At 38.5% G+C, this 17,513-nt stretch carries 17 protein-coding genes; 14 read left to right on the forward strand and 3 right to left on the reverse strand.

Features of this window, described 5'->3' with window-relative positions:
• Positions 1-212: 212 nt before the first annotated feature.
• The 3 genes from ACRHOZ_RS17140 to ACRHOZ_RS17150 form a co-directional block, all read right to left on the reverse strand.
• Positions 213-1,220, reverse strand: a complete 1,008-nt coding sequence (locus tag ACRHOZ_RS17140; protein ID WP_431128157.1) for an alpha/beta hydrolase — start codon at positions 1,218-1,220, stop codon at positions 213-215.
• 12 nt (positions 1,221-1,232) lie between these two features.
• The gene (locus tag ACRHOZ_RS17145; protein ID WP_431128160.1) at positions 1,233-1,622 is read right to left on the reverse strand and encodes a RidA family protein; all 390 of its coding nucleotides are present in this window, start codon (positions 1,620-1,622) and stop codon (positions 1,233-1,235) included.
• A 193-nt stretch (positions 1,623-1,815) separates the two neighbouring features.
• Positions 1,816-2,379, reverse strand: coding sequence for a Crp/Fnr family transcriptional regulator (locus ACRHOZ_RS17150; RefSeq protein WP_431128163.1), 564 nt, complete (start codon positions 2,377-2,379; stop codon positions 1,816-1,818).
• 305 nt (positions 2,380-2,684) lie between these two features.
• Here ACRHOZ_RS17150 and ACRHOZ_RS17155 point away from each other — a divergent pair, with 305 nt between their 5' ends.
• The 14 genes from ACRHOZ_RS17155 to ACRHOZ_RS17220 all read left to right on the forward strand — a co-directional run bounded on the left by ACRHOZ_RS17155 (position 2,685) and on the right by ACRHOZ_RS17220 (position 17,488).
• Positions 2,685-3,038: a tRNA-binding protein gene (locus tag ACRHOZ_RS17155; protein ID WP_431128166.1), complete on the forward strand. Its 354-nt coding sequence runs from the start codon at positions 2,685-2,687 to the stop codon at positions 3,036-3,038.
• 387 nt (positions 3,039-3,425) lie between these two features.
• A complete protein-coding gene (locus ACRHOZ_RS17160) occupies positions 3,426-3,881 on the forward strand; it encodes a hypothetical protein (RefSeq protein ID WP_106143224.1) in 456 nt (151 codons plus the stop codon).
• A gap of 184 nt (positions 3,882-4,065) precedes the next feature.
• Positions 4,066-4,575, forward strand: a complete 510-nt coding sequence (locus tag ACRHOZ_RS17165; RefSeq protein ID WP_211297979.1) for a hypothetical protein — start codon at positions 4,066-4,068, stop codon at positions 4,573-4,575.
• Positions 4,576-5,135: 560 nt separating this feature from the next.
• The gene (locus ACRHOZ_RS17170) at positions 5,136-5,894 is read left to right on the forward strand and encodes a helix-turn-helix domain-containing protein (protein WP_431128170.1); all 759 of its coding nucleotides are present in this window, start codon (positions 5,136-5,138) and stop codon (positions 5,892-5,894) included.
• 88 nt (positions 5,895-5,982) lie between these two features.
• Positions 5,983-7,176: a serine hydrolase domain-containing protein gene (locus ACRHOZ_RS17175; protein WP_431128173.1), complete on the forward strand. Its 1,194-nt coding sequence runs from the start codon at positions 5,983-5,985 to the stop codon at positions 7,174-7,176.
• A 13-nt stretch (positions 7,177-7,189) separates the two neighbouring features.
• Positions 7,190-7,612, forward strand: a complete 423-nt coding sequence (locus tag ACRHOZ_RS17180; protein ID WP_431128176.1) for a hypothetical protein — start codon at positions 7,190-7,192, stop codon at positions 7,610-7,612.
• Between the two features lie 183 nt (positions 7,613-7,795).
• Positions 7,796-8,287, forward strand: a complete 492-nt coding sequence (locus tag ACRHOZ_RS17185; protein WP_106143218.1) for a nuclear transport factor 2 family protein — start codon at positions 7,796-7,798, stop codon at positions 8,285-8,287.
• Between the two features lie 167 nt (positions 8,288-8,454).
• Complete coding sequence (locus tag ACRHOZ_RS17190) at positions 8,455-8,892, forward strand: DUF6090 family protein (protein ID WP_431128180.1); 438 nt, start codon at positions 8,455-8,457, stop codon at positions 8,890-8,892.
• A gap of 6 nt (positions 8,893-8,898) precedes the next feature.
• Positions 8,899-9,174 carry a hypothetical protein gene (locus ACRHOZ_RS17195; protein ID WP_431128183.1) on the forward strand — a complete coding sequence of 92 codons (276 nt, stop codon included), beginning with the start codon at positions 8,899-8,901 and terminating at the stop codon, positions 9,172-9,174.
• A gap of 134 nt (positions 9,175-9,308) precedes the next feature.
• A complete protein-coding gene (locus ACRHOZ_RS17200) occupies positions 9,309-10,613 on the forward strand; it encodes a serine hydrolase domain-containing protein (protein WP_431128186.1) in 1,305 nt (434 codons plus the stop codon).
• 257 nt (positions 10,614-10,870) lie between these two features.
• Positions 10,871-12,079, forward strand: a complete 1,209-nt coding sequence (locus ACRHOZ_RS17205; RefSeq protein ID WP_431128189.1) for an agmatine deiminase family protein — start codon at positions 10,871-10,873, stop codon at positions 12,077-12,079.
• A 272-nt stretch (positions 12,080-12,351) separates the two neighbouring features.
• On the forward strand, positions 12,352-12,492 hold the full coding sequence (locus ACRHOZ_RS17210; RefSeq protein WP_431128190.1) for a DUF6660 family protein: 141 nt from the start codon (positions 12,352-12,354) through the stop codon (positions 12,490-12,492).
• Between the two features lie 170 nt (positions 12,493-12,662).
• The gene (locus ACRHOZ_RS17215) at positions 12,663-12,971 is read left to right on the forward strand and encodes a DUF6660 family protein (RefSeq protein WP_431128193.1); all 309 of its coding nucleotides are present in this window, start codon (positions 12,663-12,665) and stop codon (positions 12,969-12,971) included.
• Positions 12,972-13,072: 101 nt separating this feature from the next.
• Entirely contained in the window at positions 13,073-17,488 is a 4,416-nt protein-coding gene (locus ACRHOZ_RS17220) for a CusA/CzcA family heavy metal efflux RND transporter (protein ID WP_431128196.1), read from the forward strand.
• Positions 17,489-17,513: the final 25 nt, after the last annotated feature.

A 17,513-nucleotide genomic window follows, 5' to 3' on the forward strand; every position in this document is an offset into this window, starting at 1 on the left:
ATTCTAATTACAATAATGTCAATGAACAAACTGATAACCAGTTGAAAATCAACTTATTTTAAGTGGACACTAGTGATGGTAAATACATTGGAAACTTTGAGCCTAAGGGCACTTCATCCCTGGAAAAATATAGAATACAAGACAAAAAGCTACTCATGTGAGTGGCTTTTTGTTGATGGATGTACCGGTTATTTAAACAGGTGGTTTCTAAGCTATGTGGCTGCATGATCAAACATAGACTTGGTTGTCGGTAGTTCGGCCAAGAAGTTCAATAACCCAAAATCATGAATCATTCCATTGTAGCGCACTATGGTCACAGGTACACCCGCTTTATCAAGTTTTCCCCCATAGGCTTCTGCTTCATCCCTTAAGATATCGTTCTCTGCAACTTGAATCAAAGTCGGTGGGAGGCCTGTCAATTGTTCCAAAGAAGCTTGGAGCGGAGAAGCATAAATGGATCTTCTTTCTTCTGGATCTGTCGTATACTGGTCCCACATCCATTTCATGATCGGAGTGGTCAGGAACCTGTCCTTGGCATATTTTTCATATGACTTTTGGGAAAATGAAGCATCCGTTACCGGCCAAAGAAGCACTTGTAGCTTGATATCGGGTCCACCCTGTTCCTTGGCTTTAATGGCAGTTACCGTTGCCATATTGCCCCCTACGCTGTTTCCGACCAAGGCCAATCTTGATCCATCAACATTGATCTGTTTCCCATTTTCGGAGACCCATTTGGTGGCAGCATAAATTTCATTGATGGCCTTCGGGTACTTAGCCTCCGTGGATGGGGTATAGTTTACAAATACCGCCGATAAGCCAGATCTTACAACCAAGTCCCGCACCATCCGCTTATGTGTGGGGTAATCTCCCAAAATCCATCCGCCACCATGAACGAAGATGAATACCGGAAGTTCCCCTTCCACGCCTTCGGGGCGAACAACGTTCAAGCTGATTTCGTATCCATCCGCCTCGATTGTTTTTTCTGATTCCTCGATACCAGAAAAATCAACATCCGCAGCGGCCTGTGCCCCAATTAAGACCTGCCGGGCATCTTCTTTTGAAAGCGTCTCCAGGGCAGGTCCACCGGAGGTATTGAGAGCTTTTAAAAACTCTTTGGTTCCTCGATCAAGGTGTTGATCTGTCAAATAGTCCTCTACTTGACCCTTTACCGGATTGTTTATCGCAATAAGTATTAAAAGTTTAATTAAAGTCTTCATCATTTTAATGTTTTGTTATTTCGCGGCTGTTGCCTCCAGTTCCACCACTGTGGTTTCAAACAGTTTACTGACCTCCACCACGGTTATTGCCGTTCTAATGTTGTTCGATACAATCCATTCCTGAATGGTTCCAAAGTTCTGGCCCAATTCATCAAAGGATGTGGTATACAAAGTAATCCGGGTAATATCCGTGTTTTTGTATCCTGCCTTTGCCAGTACCTCTTCAAGGTTGGCAATCGATAAAAGCAACTGACTTTTGAAATCAGCCGTACTAGAGATGCCGTTGGCATCGATTGCGGTCTGACCTGATATGTACAAGGTGCTTTCAGGGTTCTTTACTTCAATGGCCTGAGCGTAATGACGCTCATCTTGCCATGTCCAGGGGTTGATTTCTTTTCTTTCCATGTTTTTCTCTGTTTTTTCTTGAGCACGAAGGTTTGCTATCGTTAGCAGCACAATTGCTAAAACTGTAATTCGTTCCATCTCAAATGTTATTAAAAGTTTATGGTACAAAGTTGAAAAATGGACAAAGGCCATACCTGTGAGCCAACTCACGTAAGTAGCCCATCAGTTGTGATTTGGGTCACAAAAACACTTGCTAGTAGTGGAGTCGACTTAGGGTTTCTCGGGAAACACCTAAATAAGCCGCTATTTGTGTCTTGGAAATTCTTTGCCCAAGGGAAGGGTATTCCTTTAAAAATTGCTCGTACCTTTCTTTTGGATTTGTGGTGAGCAGGGAAAGGATTCGTCGTTGGGAGCTCATGAATCCCCCATTTGATTTTTGGAGCCAAAAGGCCCCCATTTTTGGTAGTCCCTTACTTAGTTTTTGGTAGCCTTCCAAAGTAAGGTAACATACCCGGGTAGCTTCCAAGCATTTTAGGGAGTAGGTTGCCTCCGATCGGTTGAAAAAAGCATTAAAGTCACTCTCCCACCAGTCCTCCATGGCAAAGGAAACGATATGTTCGTTGGCGTTCTCATCATGGTACACAAGCTTCACAAGCCCGGAAACAATGAAATATGCATATTTGATCGGATCACCATTTTGAAAAATGAAATCACCCTTTTCGAATTCCCTTGTCTTGAACTGGGTAAGCACAAAAGCGAACTCCTGATCGGTCAGATCAACGATTTCTTCAAAATGGTTCCTAAGTCTTTCGTGCATTAAAGTTTATTTTAAAATGATGAATCCTATCATCGATGCTTTTACAGAAAGGAAAATCAAGTTCCATAGAGTTCATTTCCATTCGGGTATACGTCCAAACGACCAACGTATTTCTTGAAATTACTTCACAATAGGGAATATAACAAGCAGCAACCTTAGAACCCTGGCCGTTACGATGAGGTTGATGCGTAGAGCATCTTAGTTTTGTAGAACATTCCCATTCAAGCTATTTGTTAATTTAGTAAACCGGATGCGTATCTACAAAACAAATACTATTTTACCCTAGCAACCCTAAAAACACAACCATGATCTCAAAGGAACATAATACTATCATTCAGTGGAATGATTTTGTAAAAATAGAAATGAGAATCGGTACGGTAATTACCTGTGAAGTTTTTAAAGAAGCAAGAAAACCCGCTTATAAAATGATCGTTGATTTTGGAGATTTCGGATTTCGTAAAACATCTGCCCAGATAACCGACCTATACCGTCCAGAGAACGTGATTGGCAAACAAGTTGTGGCGGTCATGAATTTCCCGCCCAAACAGATAGCGAACTTTATTAGCGAGTGTCTGATTTTGGGTGGTGTTGGTGAGAACAATGAAGTGACTTTGATTCAACCTGAGCGAGAAATACAGAATGGAACCAAAATAGGATAAAATGATACTCGAAGTTGCCTACTAAAATTTCAGGTATGATAAATCAATCATCTAAGAAGGAAATCTTTCGCGTTCCCAACTTCTATCTTGAACCAGGGTAGACATTTTGTCTCGGATGGAGTTTAGATTAATCCCATAAAATCAACGTTTCTAGGGAATCTACTAATTCACTCCGAAAAGTCTCAATAACTCGCCCATTTAAGGGAGGTAAATCTGTAGAAAGGTGAGAAATATAAACGGTATATAATCAATGATGATATATTCCTATATTAGTTAATAACTATATTCCCCTGTTGTACGTCTTATGACAAACAACTGTTTAATAAAGCAAAACGGGATAGCTGAAAACCGATTAGAGTAAGCACTTAAAACTAAAACTGACCAAATATGAAATCAACTTCAAAATTTTTAATTACTACGATTTGCTATACAGTATTTTCAACTATTTCAGTATTCGGACAAATAACAGACGAACAAAAACTTTTGTATAAAACAGGAAATCCAGCTGATTGGCCAAAAGACCAAGATGCAGTTGTGTCTGCACCAAATAATCATAAAATACTATTGGAAAATGATAAAGTAAGAGTTTTAGAAGTAACCGTCTTACCAAACGAAATTGAGCCAGTACATCATCATCAATGGAAAAGTGTCTTATATATTATGGATGCAGGAGATTTCATTGACCGAGACGCAGAAGGTAATGTGATTATGGATACTCGGAAGTTACCTGAACCTCTTGTTTTTCCTTTGACAATGTATAAAGACCCTGAAGCACCTCATACGGTAGAAAATTTAAGCGATACGAAAACTATTCGGCTGATTAGAGTAGAAATGAAAGAATAAAATACGAACGCACAACAATGGCTATAAGTAATTGCTTGGTCTCGCCTGCTTCTGAAAATCCTCGCGGATTTTCAGTTCGGTATGTACTTGCAAAGTTAAGTGCTAACCCACGCAACTACTCATAGCCGAGACCGTTGTGCTTAATTTAAATTAAACGAATTCAATAACATTAGAAAATAGAGATATGAATGAAATACTCCAGGAATATGCTTTGATTGCTGAAATCATATCAGCGATGGCTGTGATTATTTCACTGATTTTCGTTGGTTTTCAAATTCGAGATAATACTAAAGCTACTCAAGCATCGACATTTCATGAAATTACGACTCTAGATATTCAATTACTTTTAAGTTTTGCAAATTCTAAAGAATCGGCAAGAATAGTTTCGTGTTTTAGAGCTAGTCCCGATTCATTGACCGAAGAAGAATACAATCAAGGTTTTTACTTTTTTGCTGCAGAAGTGCGTCACGTCGAGAATTTATTTTTACAGCACAAAAATAAAATGCTGAATGAAAGAGATTGGAATTCTAGAAAAGCTCTAGTTGAAGGTGTAGTGCAATCACCTGGTTTTGGAGCGTTATTAAAAAGTCCGTTCTTACAATTTTTTGATGGATCATTTATTGAATTTGGAGTAAATCAAAGAGAAAAATTAAGTGAAATAAAAGATAAATACCCTATTAACAGCCTCCTTTAAAGGCTAAAAATTTCTAACCAATCAAAATAATGGATTAAAGAAAGACTAAGCACAACAATGTGTATAAACCATTGAATCGGTTCATACACGAACACGTTAGCCACAAGTTTCATAATTGGGTAAAAGCAAACAATAATTAATCAATAAAAAGTTTTACTAAAGTGATTTCAACCTCAAATCCGATACTAGAATTTGGTCCTATCACTACCGCTATCATTTTTGGAATTGTTCAGGCAATACTTATTATTTACTTTTTCAGTATAAAAAAGAGATACCGACAACATAAACTGATTGTTTACATTATTACGGTTTTGCTCATTATGCAAATTGAATCCTTTTTTTTGCGTACGGGTTATATGAGCTATTACCCTCATATATTTATGACATCCATCCCATTTATATTCCTATTAGGTCCATTTACATTCTTATATTGTAAATCACAAATGAACCTAAAAAGGCTCAAGTTCGAATTTTTTCATCTAACTCCATTTCTGTTTTATTTTATTTATTCATTCAACTTCTTTTTTCAACGAGGTGTATTTAAAAAGTCCATATACCTCATGGAGTTTCGGACAAATATTCCAACAGAATTAGTAAAACCACATTTTTCGACTGACCCGTGGAACATTCAGGGTTGGGTAGTCGTTGAACTTTTGTCCTTGCATTTGTTTATTTATGGATGCGTTTCAATAGTACAAATCATAAAATATAGAAGAAATGATAAAAAAGTTGAACGGGAAAAAATTAACTGGTTGACGTATGTAACAGGTATTTTGATATTAGGCAGCCTGATTCTTTTCTTCTCGCAAGGAGGCAAGATTGAAGGTTATGTATTCTTTAAAAGTCCATTTCCACATTATTCTGCAGATCTGTTTAGTGTTTTTGCTATGTATCTTATTACTCTTTATCTCCTTGGTAAAACTGATCTTTTTAAATTCCCGAGTAAGAAATACTCTAAGTCATCATTATCCTCATTTTACAAGAGAGAAAAGCTTAACCAAATTACCACCTTGATAGAAACTGAGAAGCTCTATCTCAATGAAGATTTTTCATTAAAAATGCTTTCCGAAAAAAGCGGCCTAAGTACTCACAATATTTCACAAATTCTGAATGAGGAATTACAAGTTGGTTTTATAACTCTCACAAACTCCTATAGAATTGAAGAAGCCAAAAGACGGCTATTAGGTGATGAGTTTAATTTAAAAATGGAACAACTGGCTTATGATCTTGGTTACAAATCCAAGTCCACTTTCTTCTCGGCTTTCAAAAAGGAAACGAATTCTACACCTTCAAATTATAGGAAAAAAAGTATTCAATAGTATTTTCCGATTGGTTCGAACCAAAAATCTTAGGAAACATATCCAACCGTACTCAGTCAAAAGTACATTAGCTGGAAACTTTTAAATAATGAAAAAACCAATTATTATTGGAACCCTATTAATTATTGGACTCTTGACTTTGACACAATCTTGTTTTTACAGCCCAAGATATATTTATCGTGTTGTTGCTTGGCAAGATGCTGACTATGATGACTTTGAAAAATTTAAGTATGCAGACATTAAAAGGGCGCATGTAGCATATAAATTCATTAATGGCACAAAAGCACAAACAAGTGATGTGGTTAAAACCTTTGAAGAAGATTCAACCATATCCAATCTGGATAACTTCTTAAAGAAAAAAAAGACTCATTCCTTTATTGTAATAAGGAATGATACATTATTATACGAAAATTACTTTTCTGGTAATGATCGTAATTCATTACAAACATCGTTTTCGGTCTCTAAATCAATTTTATCGCTATTAATGGGTATCGCCATACATGAAGGTGCAATCGGCAACATTGAGGATCCAATTACAAAATATGTTCCAGAACTTGAGAAAGAAGATATAAGATTTAGAGATATTACAATTATGCATTTGCTAAAAATGCAATCAGGTCTTTCTTATTCCCATAATATAAGCTTCCCATTTGTTACTGGAGATAGCCCTAAAACCTACTATCATCCAAACTTGAGAAAAGTAGCTATAAAGCATTCTAAAATCGAGCAAAAACCAGGAATTAAATTTAAATACAATAATTACAATGCTTTACTAATTGGTCTAGTCTTAGAGCGCACTACTGGAAAGTCCATTTCAAAATATTTAGAATCCAAAATATGGCAAAAGATTGGAACGGAGTATGATGCCACATGGAGTACCGACGAAAATAATTTTGAAAAAATGGAAAGCGGGTTTAATGCAAGAGCCATAGATTTTGCAAAAATTGGAAAACTAGCTTTAGATAATGGAAAATGGCAAAATAATCAAATTGTGCAATCTTCTTGGATTGATGAATCTATACAACCTAAAATGGATAGCACGTATCAAAATTTTAGTAATCCAAAATTTTGGACTTACAACTACCTTTGGTGGGGAATTCCAGAAAAGAATACAAAATCTGACTTTATGGCTATAGGCAACTTAGGGCAGATAATATATGTTTCTCCAAGGGCCAACACTATAATAGTGAGAAACGGTGATGAAGCAGAACTTTTTGATGATAGTGATTGGATCATACTCTTTCAGAACTTTATAGAAAATACTCTTAAACCTAAAGAGTAAACTTATTATACATATGTTCTCCATTGACAACTTAAAAACTAAACCCATCTTAACATATGTTTATTGGACTGCTAAAATCGGAATGGGATTAACTTTTATAATATCTGGAATAAGAAAATGTCCTGGAATAAAATTTACTATTTTAACAAATGACAACCCTGTTGGCTCATACTTTAATGCAATGTATGAAACGGGATTTTACTGGAACTTTATTGGTTACTTTCAAATAATCATAGGTGTTCTAGTTTTCTTTAATCGATTTGTAGTGCTATCTAGCATTCTTATGATACCAGTAACAATAAATATTTTTATTATTTCTGTGGGGCTTCATATGAAAGGAACACCTGTGATAACTTCAGCAATGGTTCTCGGGAACCTATATTTATTGCTTTGGCATTATAGAAATTATAAAACAATATTTATGCGACCATTATAAGAGTATTGCTCAGATAACATAAGACCCAGTGTCTACCAATGTGTATAATCCATAGTTACTCTATAATTCAGATAATATTACTCCTTTTAATTTGTACTGATTCCTTACCCGGAAATCCTTAGGGATTTCCCGCAACGGATTCATACATAAACCGTTAGCCACAAGCTATTTAAATATTAGAATATGAAAACAGTATTATTATTTATCTTAATTTTTACGATTACTATATCCTGTAGTAAAAAAGGTGTAATAGATATATCAAAGGAACGAGAAAAAATTTTAGAACTACATAATGCTCAAAGAGATTATCATTTTAATAAAGACTCAAATGCCTTTGCCAACCAGTTTTCCGATAATTTTATAGGTATAGGTAATGGAGTCATCAGCAGTTCAACAAAAGAAGAAAGAATATCACGCTATAACAAATACTTCTCAGCAGTCGAATTTGTTAAATGGGATGATGCATCAGAACCAATAATTAGGTTTTCAGACGATGGAAGTATGGCGTACACTTTAGTTGACAAAATCGTAACCCTAACTTATAAAGATCAGAAAGGGAATAAAATTCAAGAAGAAACACACTTTGCTTGGACAGCAATTTATAAAAAGTATAATGAAGAATGGAAAATTGATAGTGTTACGTCAACCCAAAAACCTGTTGATACAGAAGACTAAAGCCAGTGGCTAACAACGTGTATAATTAATTGCGGCAGGAATTTCCAAACGGAAAATCCAGCCTGATTCGCTAAATTAGTGGCTATGGCGGAAAAGTCCATTTGACGTTTTCCGCAACGAAGCCATACACGAGACCATTGTGCTTCATTATGACCAACCAGTAACCAATGATAAAATTCTTTAGAAAAATTAGACAAGATTTACTTTCAGACGGTAAAACAGGAAAGTATTTTAAATACACAATTGGAGAAATTGTCCTTGTCGTTATTGGAATTTTGATTGCTTTACAAATTAACAATTGGAATGAGGAAAGAAAGTTAAGAGATACCGAATTAACTTATATCAACAATATCAAGAGAGATTTACAACTGTCAATTACGGAAATTAACCGATTTATCAATAGACGCAATTCACTAATTAATTCAGCATATATCGTATTAGAATATTTTAATGGCAAGCCTGTAGCAGATTGGAATTCTTTTAATAAGCATATAGTAGACATCTACACATGGCAAAGTTTCTATCTAATTGACAATACCTACCAAGAATTGAAAAACTCGGGTAATTTTGCTGTTATCTCTAATGACTCAATCAAAAATGAATAACTGAATTTGGACTTACTCTATAAAAAATTAAAGACTTCCGAAAATCATTGGAGACATGACGCAGAACAAACACTATATCCGGGTAGTTATGAAAAACAAGATATAAGTTCTATGTCAAGGAATTACTTTTTTCAGCAGTCAAACGGAAAAATGGGAGCATTTGGAAATTTAAACGAAGAAACCTTTGGAGGTATATTTAGTGACCAAAAACAAAAAAATGGTTTCGCTTTTGCCATAAACAATTTTGAAATAATGAATGGAATATTTTTTGCAAATGAATAAAAAATGTGAGGAGATTATTTTACTAATTGACAATGAATTAAATAAATAACGAAAGCACAACAATGTATAACCGTAATTACGGTTATACGAGACCGTTATGAGTCAGCGACCAACTTCGACATAAATTTGAAAACATGAAAATTTCAACAATCATCTTAGCAATTGCATCGGTTCTTGCCATTTCGTGCAAAACTGACAAAGAAGAAACCTTCGGAAAATTTCAGTTTGCTACTCCTGAGCAAGTCGGCATGAATATGGATTCGCTTGCCAAAATTGAATCAATGGTTAAAGAATATATCGAGGCAAAAAAGTTCCCTGGAGCTGTCACTCTAATTGCTAAAAACGGAAAAATTATATACGAATCGGAAGTGGGTTTGGCAGATTTTGCACAGTCTGTGCCCTATCGTAAAAATCATTTGTTCAGAATGGCAAGTATGACAAAACCTGTTGTATCCGTAGCGGCGATGCAACTTATAGAAGCTGGCAAACTCAAATTGAATGATCCGGCTAGCAAATACATTCCATCTTTTGATTCAATGGAAATTATCACTGGTTTTAATCCTAAGGACACCACTTGGACTAGCGTCCCGACTAAAACACAACCTACTGTACATCAACTTCTTACTCATACTTCAGGCTTAACATATGGATTTGAGGACCATGGAGATGCTATTTTTATGAAACATAAAATACCTGCTCTTAACACGTATCACGATTGGACGCTTCAAAATAAAATGAATCGATTTGGCAATCTTCCTCTTGTTCATGAGCCTGGAAAAAAGTGGACTTACGGATTGAGTACTGATGTACTCGGGCGGGTAATTGAAGTAGCTTCAGGAATGGAATTGGATGATTATATCAGAGAAAATATTACTAAGCCCATTGGTGCTACCACATTTGATTTCTACTTTAGTGATTCCAGCGCTTCAGCAAATCTGACTCCTTTATTTGGTGCCGATTATGTAACCGATACCTTAGGCCAGTTTGAGCCTTTGAAGTTAGAAGATCATCCGCTATATATTCCAGATTACCCAATTGCAGGAGCGCAGACCTATTTTTCAGGTGGAAGCGGAATGACAGGGACTGCAAGAGATTATTTCCTGTTTTGCCAGACCATGCTGAACGATGGGATATTGGGTGAAACACGAATATTAAAACCAGAAACTGCTCAACTGATGCACCAAAACCAAATTGATACTATTTCTTATCCTTGGGGTCCTGCACGATTCGGGTTTGGTTTTGATATTGCAACAGCAGACCACCCCAATAAACCCGAAGGAACTTATTCTTGGGGTGGAGCTTTTAGCACTACTTTTTGGATTGATCCGTTGAATGAACTTATAGTCATCCAACTTCGACAGGTCGCATTTTCAGGACATAATGATGAAATTAATGCAAGACTTGAGAAGGTCGTCTATAGTGCATTTATTGAGAATTGAATAACTGCTGAAATACAGCTAACGCCCAGCTAAAATGAACCATGCTAGAGACACCCCTTATTTTCTTTTCAGTTCCAAAAACAGGAACAAAAAGTCTCTTTATCCCGAAATCTGAACTGTTAAACACCTACTTTAATTCCTCATGTAACAAGTTGTGTATCATAAATCCAAAAAAAGTGAAATCTCTTATTCTGATATTGGCAATTTCCTTATTGGTTCTGTCCTGTAATTCCATTTCTGATAAAAATCTAGAGCAAGTGAAGATTACTAGACAAATGGCCGAATTTGAAGAAATTGACGCTCTTTGGCTAATTTGGCCAACCACCGATCATAAAGAAGGTGAATCGGTAGAGAAGGTAACAATGGCTATTATTGATGCGCTTATAAGTGATTTAAAAATTGTTATAAGCTGTGCTGATGACATTGTACTTCGAAAAGCTAAATCCAAAATAGTTGAAAAACATTCAGATTCAAAAAATCTAATTTTTCGTGTCATTCCGTCAATAGAAATTTGGGCAAGGGACATGGGACCGGTATTCGTCGAAGCCAAAAATGGACGCCCTGCCATTGCGGACTTCAATTTCGATTCTTGGGGTTATGGTGATACAACGGACCTGAATTCAGTAACTGAAGAGAAGTATGACGAAAGGGTTGCTGAATTATTGAACCTTCCCCTTATATCAAGTGCAATGGTGAGCGAGGGAGGTAACCGTGAGCTTAACGGTAAAGGGACTGTAATGGTGACTGAGACCGTTGAAAAAGGTCGTAACCCGCGGATGTCCAAGGATGAAATGGAGGCGGAATATCGAAGACTACTTGGAGTCAAAAAAGTTATTTGGTTAAAAGAGGGACTTCTTGAAGATAGTCATACGTTTCTTGGCCCATTATCAACATCTGACAGCACCAAAGCATACACGGTTGTTACGACCAATGGCCATGTGGATGAATTTGCTCGATTTGTCAATGATTCCACTATTCTTTTAGCTAGTATTGACAGTGCTGAATTAAAAGATCCAATCGCCAAGGAAAACCATAGGCGTTTGGAAGAAAACTTCAAAATACTTTCGAAAAGTACCAATCAAGATGGCAATGCATTTAGAATAGTAAGAATGCCATTGCCGCAAACCATCCTCACAACAATGAATCCAGGCGATTACGTATACGATTATATCAAAACACTTGATTATGTTGATGGGAGCGAATTTCCAAAAGGAGATACCATTACCGTGGTAGCACCTGCCAGCTATCTAAATTTCATTATTACCAATAAGGTCGTCATTGGTCAGAAGTATTGGCGAGAGGGAATGCCCGATAAAATCAGACTACAGGATGAAGAAGCAATTCGGATACTTGGGCAAGTTTTCCCAACAAAAAAAGTGGTAATGTTGGATGCGTTAGCTGTAAATTTAGGAGGTGGAGGCTTGCATTGTATTAGTATGCATCAACCAAAGTTGCCATTATATTGAACAATAAATTCAATGCACAACGACGCCTATAACCTATCACCAGCCACGGCTTGTCTTAAGATTCCTATATTGGAGCTTATAAATAATTCTTAACAGTCTGCGCATCAAGGTGCCAGGTCATCGCATAGACAGTAAACAGTAATCCTTTCTAGTACGGTTAAAAGAACATTTTAAGGGAATTCTTTTTCGATTAGTTATCTAAAATCACTGTTTTTTGAAACCGTATAAATCTTTGCTACACAGTTGCACGAAAAACTTTTTATCTTTGCAAGGTGAAATTTTTGGCAATCATATTATCAATGTACTTCCTGGCGCTCAATGTAGTGCCTTGTAGCGATGCAGGCAACGTATCTGATGATTCCCAAGTTATTACAAACCTAGCTTTTGATGGGCACCCTTGGAAATCACTGTGACATTACGGAATATGAGCTATTATATGGAAAGCCCTAATTCTTCTATATTTCGCCCTCAAAAGATTTATGGATTTGCAGAATAACTAATTTTTAGTGCTTCATGAAACCTTTTATCCCTGCTTTCCAGTTTTTGCATAGGTGTTGCATCGATTTTTTTATATTTTTATACCGTGAAATTTTTAACAATCATATTGTCCTTTTACTTTTTGGCGCTCAATGTAGTGCCCTGTGGCGATTCGGGCACAGCTAAAGATGATGCCCAGGTCGTTTCGGCAATGGACTATGATGGCAATCACGACCAAGATTGTGAGCTATGTTCACCATTCTGCCAGTGTCATTGTTGCCATGTGCATACCATTGATTTTGATATAGTCGAATTTCAACCGCTTCAATTAGTGATTTCTCACGTAAACTTTGCCTATTTTAACAGCCTTGGCAAAGATTTTACCCTTTCCCTTTACCAACCACCGCAAGTTTAATTCAGTAGCGGGATAACTATATCCTGTTGTGAGCAAACACCCACTTTCCAACAAGTAGGGATATTAAATCTGTTTTCAACTGAATTAAACATTTCTTTTCTATGATTAACAAAATCATTTCTTTTTCCATAAAGAATAAATTCATCGTGGGTCTGCTTACGTTGGCCCTCATCGGAGTAGGCATCTACTCCATGTCCACGGTTAACCTGGGCTCAGTACCTGATATTACCAACAATCAGGTACAGGTAATAACTGTTTCCCAAAATCTGGGTACAGAAGACATAGAGCAGTTCGTCACTTATCCGGTCGAACTGGCTATGGGCAATCTTCCAGGTGTGGAAGAAATCAGATCCATTTCCCGATTTGGTCTATCGGTAGTCACCATCGTTTTTGAAGACGATATGGGTACCTATCTCCCACGGCAACTGGTGCAGGAAAAGCTCAACGAACTGCAGGAAACCATACCACAGAAATTTGGAAGTCCTTCCATGGGTCCGATTTCTACCGGGTTGGGGCAGATTTACGAATACACCATTCAGCCAAAGGAAGGCTATGAGACTAAGTACTCACCGACTGATTTGCGAACGATTCAGGACTGGGTGGTAAAGCGACAACTTACCCTGTTGGATGGAGTCGTTGAAGTTAATTCCTATGGTGGATACATCAAGCAATATGAGGTAGCCGTCAGTCCGGATAAGCTTAATGCACAAAACATCAGTATTTCACAGGTATTTGAGGCCCTGGCAAGAAACAATGTCAATACTGGTGGGGCTTACATTGAAAAAAACCGGATGTCTAATTTCATCCGGGGTGAAGGGTTGATTCGGTCACTGGATGACATTCGAAAGATCGTTATCAAAACCGAAAACGGTATTCCTGTTACCATAGATGATGTGGCTTCCAAAGTACAGTTTGGTCATCAAGTAAGGTATGGAGCATTTACGCAGGATGGCAAAGAAGCTGTTGGTGGAATCATTATGATGCTGAAGGGATCCAACCCCAATGCGGTGATTCAAAATGTAAAGGAGCGCATGGAAGAAGTGGAGAAATCTCTTCCTGAAGGATTGGAAATTAGCACCATCATTGATAGGAGTGCTTTGATTGCCAGAACTACCAGTACGGTTAAAACCAACCTGATCGAGGGGGCATTAATCGTCATTTTCGCATTGGTGATTTTGCTGGGAAGTTTACGTGGCGGGATCATTACAGCGACTACCATTCCGCTATCCCTACTGTTCGCTTTCATCCTGATGAAGCAGTTCAATGTGTGGGCTAACCTGATGAGTTTAGGAGCCATCGACTTTGGGATCATCATTGATGGGGCGGTGATTATTATTGAGGGGACTGTATATGAAATTCAAAAGCGGATCCGCACAGGTAAAATTAAATTTAATCAGGATGTAATGGACGAACTGGCTTATGAAGCCGGGAGTACCATGATGGGCTCTGCTTTTTTTGGTCAGATCATTATCCTCATTGTGTTTGCCCCTATTCTTTTCCTCACTGGTGTAGAGGGCAAAATGTTTCAGCCTATGGCCTACACCTTTGGATTTGCCATGATTGGAGCTATTGTTTTGTGTCTCACTTATGTCCCCATGATGTCTGCCTTGCTTATGAAGCCCATTGAAAATAAGAAAAATTGGTTTGGCCGCTTTGAGCGATGGTTGGAGAAAATCAGCGATAAAATCATTGGAGGCATTCAACGTGTCTACCTTCCATTGCTGAAAAGTGCTATGCGCTTTAAGGCTGCGGTAATTGTTATAGCCATTGTTCTGCTGGGTATTGCAGGCTTTGCTTTTTCACGAATGGGTGGAGAATTCGTACCTCAACTAGATGAAGGAGACCTAGCCATGCAGGCCTTGATCCGTCCGGGTAGTTCGTTGACTGAATCCCAGGATGTTTCGATCAAAATTGAAAATATCTTGTTGGACAACTTCCCTGAGATCAAAACGGTAACAGCCCGTATCGGAGTAGCTGATATTCCAACGGACCCTATGCCCATGGACATAGCAGACATGTACCTCATTCTGGAAAAAGACAAAGACAAATGGGTAACCGCAGAAAGCAAAGACGAACTTATTGATAAGATCAAGGATAAATTGGATCAGGAACTCGTAGGTGTCAATCTGGTATTTACCCAGCCGGTAGAGCTTCGTTTCAATGAATTGCTGGAGGGCGTGAGAGAAGATATTGCTGTCAAATTGTACGGTGAAGATTTGGAGATTCTTGCTACCAAAGTGCAGGAGATGGCTGATATCATTTCCACAGTGCAGGGTGCAGGAGACGTTAACCCTGAACGGACTTCAGGTTTACCACAAATGACCGTTCGCTACAATCGTGATAAAATAGCACAATATGGATTGGACATTCAAAAACTGAATGATTATGTGAGTGCTGCTTTTGCTGGCGGAGTTGCTGGAGTGGTATTTGAAGGCGAAAAGCGATTTGAGCTCGTCATCCGATTTGATGAGGCGCACCGTCAAAGTATCGACGATGTACGCACTTTGTACATCGACCTTCCGGATGGCATACAGGTACCAATCAAAGAAGTAGCTGACATCAGCTATGTGCCGGGACCTATGCAGATTTCGCGGGACAATACCTACCGAAGAACGTATGTGGGGGTCAATGTAAGAGGCCGGGATGTGGAGTCTGTGGTCAATGACATTCAGGCAAAACTGGACGCTCAACTGGATCTTCCTGCAGGATACTACATCACCTATGGAGGTGAATTTGAAAACCTGCAAAGGGCAAAGCAGCGTCTGCAAATAGTGGTGCCGATCGCTCTGTTTCTGATTTTCATACTGCTCTATTTTGCTCTGGGATCATTTTCCCAATCCATTATGATTTATATAGCCATCCCCATGGCAGCAATCGGTGGTGTATTTGCCCTTTGGTTACGAGATATGCCATTTAGTATCTCTGCGGGTGTGGGCTTTATCGTGTTGTTTGGCGTGGCCGTGTTGAACGGGCTAGTGTTGATCAACCGTTTTAATTCATTAAAGGAAGAAGGCGTGACCAATATCAAGGATCGCATTTTAACTGGGACAAAAGAACGAATCAGACCTATTATGCTTACAGCAACTACAGATATATTCGGCTTCTTGCCGATGGCATTTTCTGGTTCTGCCGGAGCTGAAGTACAGCGGCCCTTAGCTACTGTAGTGATAGGCGGAATGCTTACGGCTACATTGCTTACGCTTGTCGTACTGCCAGTGCTCTATACGTTCGTAGAGGGGCGAAGTGACAAAAAGAAAGAGCTTAAAACCCCTAATGCAAATCTTATTCTTGTATTGCTTATGGTGGGCGGACTTGTAGGAATGCCAACACTGGCGAATGCTCAGGTAACTAAACAGGTTAATACCCTGGAAGAAGCTATCTCCATTGGGTTGGCCAATAATGGAAATGTAAAAGTGGCCAAAACCAACATAGACGTTCAACGTCAAGGAAAGAAGGCCGCATTCAACCCAGGTAAGACAGGTATTGGAATGCAATATGGACAATACAACAGCTTTGAAAATGACCTTTCATTTAGTATTGGGCAGTCCTTTGAGTTTCCCACAGTTTATGGTAAACAGCGCAACCTGGCCAACGAACGGATAGAGGGGGGACAAAGACAGCTTGAAGTAACCGAGAATGAACTTAAATGGAATATCCGTCAAACATGGTACGAATTGGCCTATTTGCACGAAAGGCGTAAGTTGCTCGTATATCAGGACACCATTTATGGACGATTCCTCAATGCAGCAACCATACGGTACGAGACGGAAGCAACTAGCTACCTGGAGAAGGCTTCTGCCGAAACACAGGTAATGGAGGTTCAGAATCAGCTCAAGTTGTTAGAAGCCGATATAGTCATTCAGGAAAAGCAGCTTCAAATACTGTTAAACGATACGACCGGTTTAACATTTTCACCATCGGAGCTGGAGGAACGTCAGGTATTGTCTTTTCAAGACCCTGTGCTGATTGCCAATAATCCGTTCCTCCGGTTTGCGCAGCAACAGGTTGATATTGCCGGAGCGGAGAAATCTGTCACTTCTGCCAGGGTGATGCCGGAATTTTTTGTAGGGTATTTCAACCAGTCTCTGATTGGTGGTGAAACATCGGAAGGAGGTATTGCCGGGTCTTCTGACAGGTTTGGGGGCGTACAGGCAGGCATAGCCGTTCCACTGTTTTTTGGATCCTATAAGGCTGATGTAAAGGCCGCTGGCTTGCGTGAGCAAATGGCCAGGACAAATTGGGAGTATTTTCAGACAACCATTAGGGGGCAGTTTAGTAAGCAAATAGAAGAGATCAACAAGTTTCGAAACAGCCTGAATTATTACAATGAGAAAGCGATTCCTCAGGCCGATCTCATCATTGATAACGCCCAGAAGAGCTTCGAAAGTGGGAATATAGACTATGTCGAATATTTTCAAAACCTAAACCAGGCATTGAACCTCAAATTCAATTACCTCAACACACTGAATGGCTATAACCAGTCGGTAATCAATCTGGAATTCCTAATAGGTCAATAAAAAATTTAAAAGAACAAAATACTAA

Source organism: Flagellimonas flava, from assembly GCF_050617915.1.
Lineage (GTDB): Bacteria > Bacteroidota > Bacteroidia > Flavobacteriales > Flavobacteriaceae > Flagellimonas > Flagellimonas flava_A.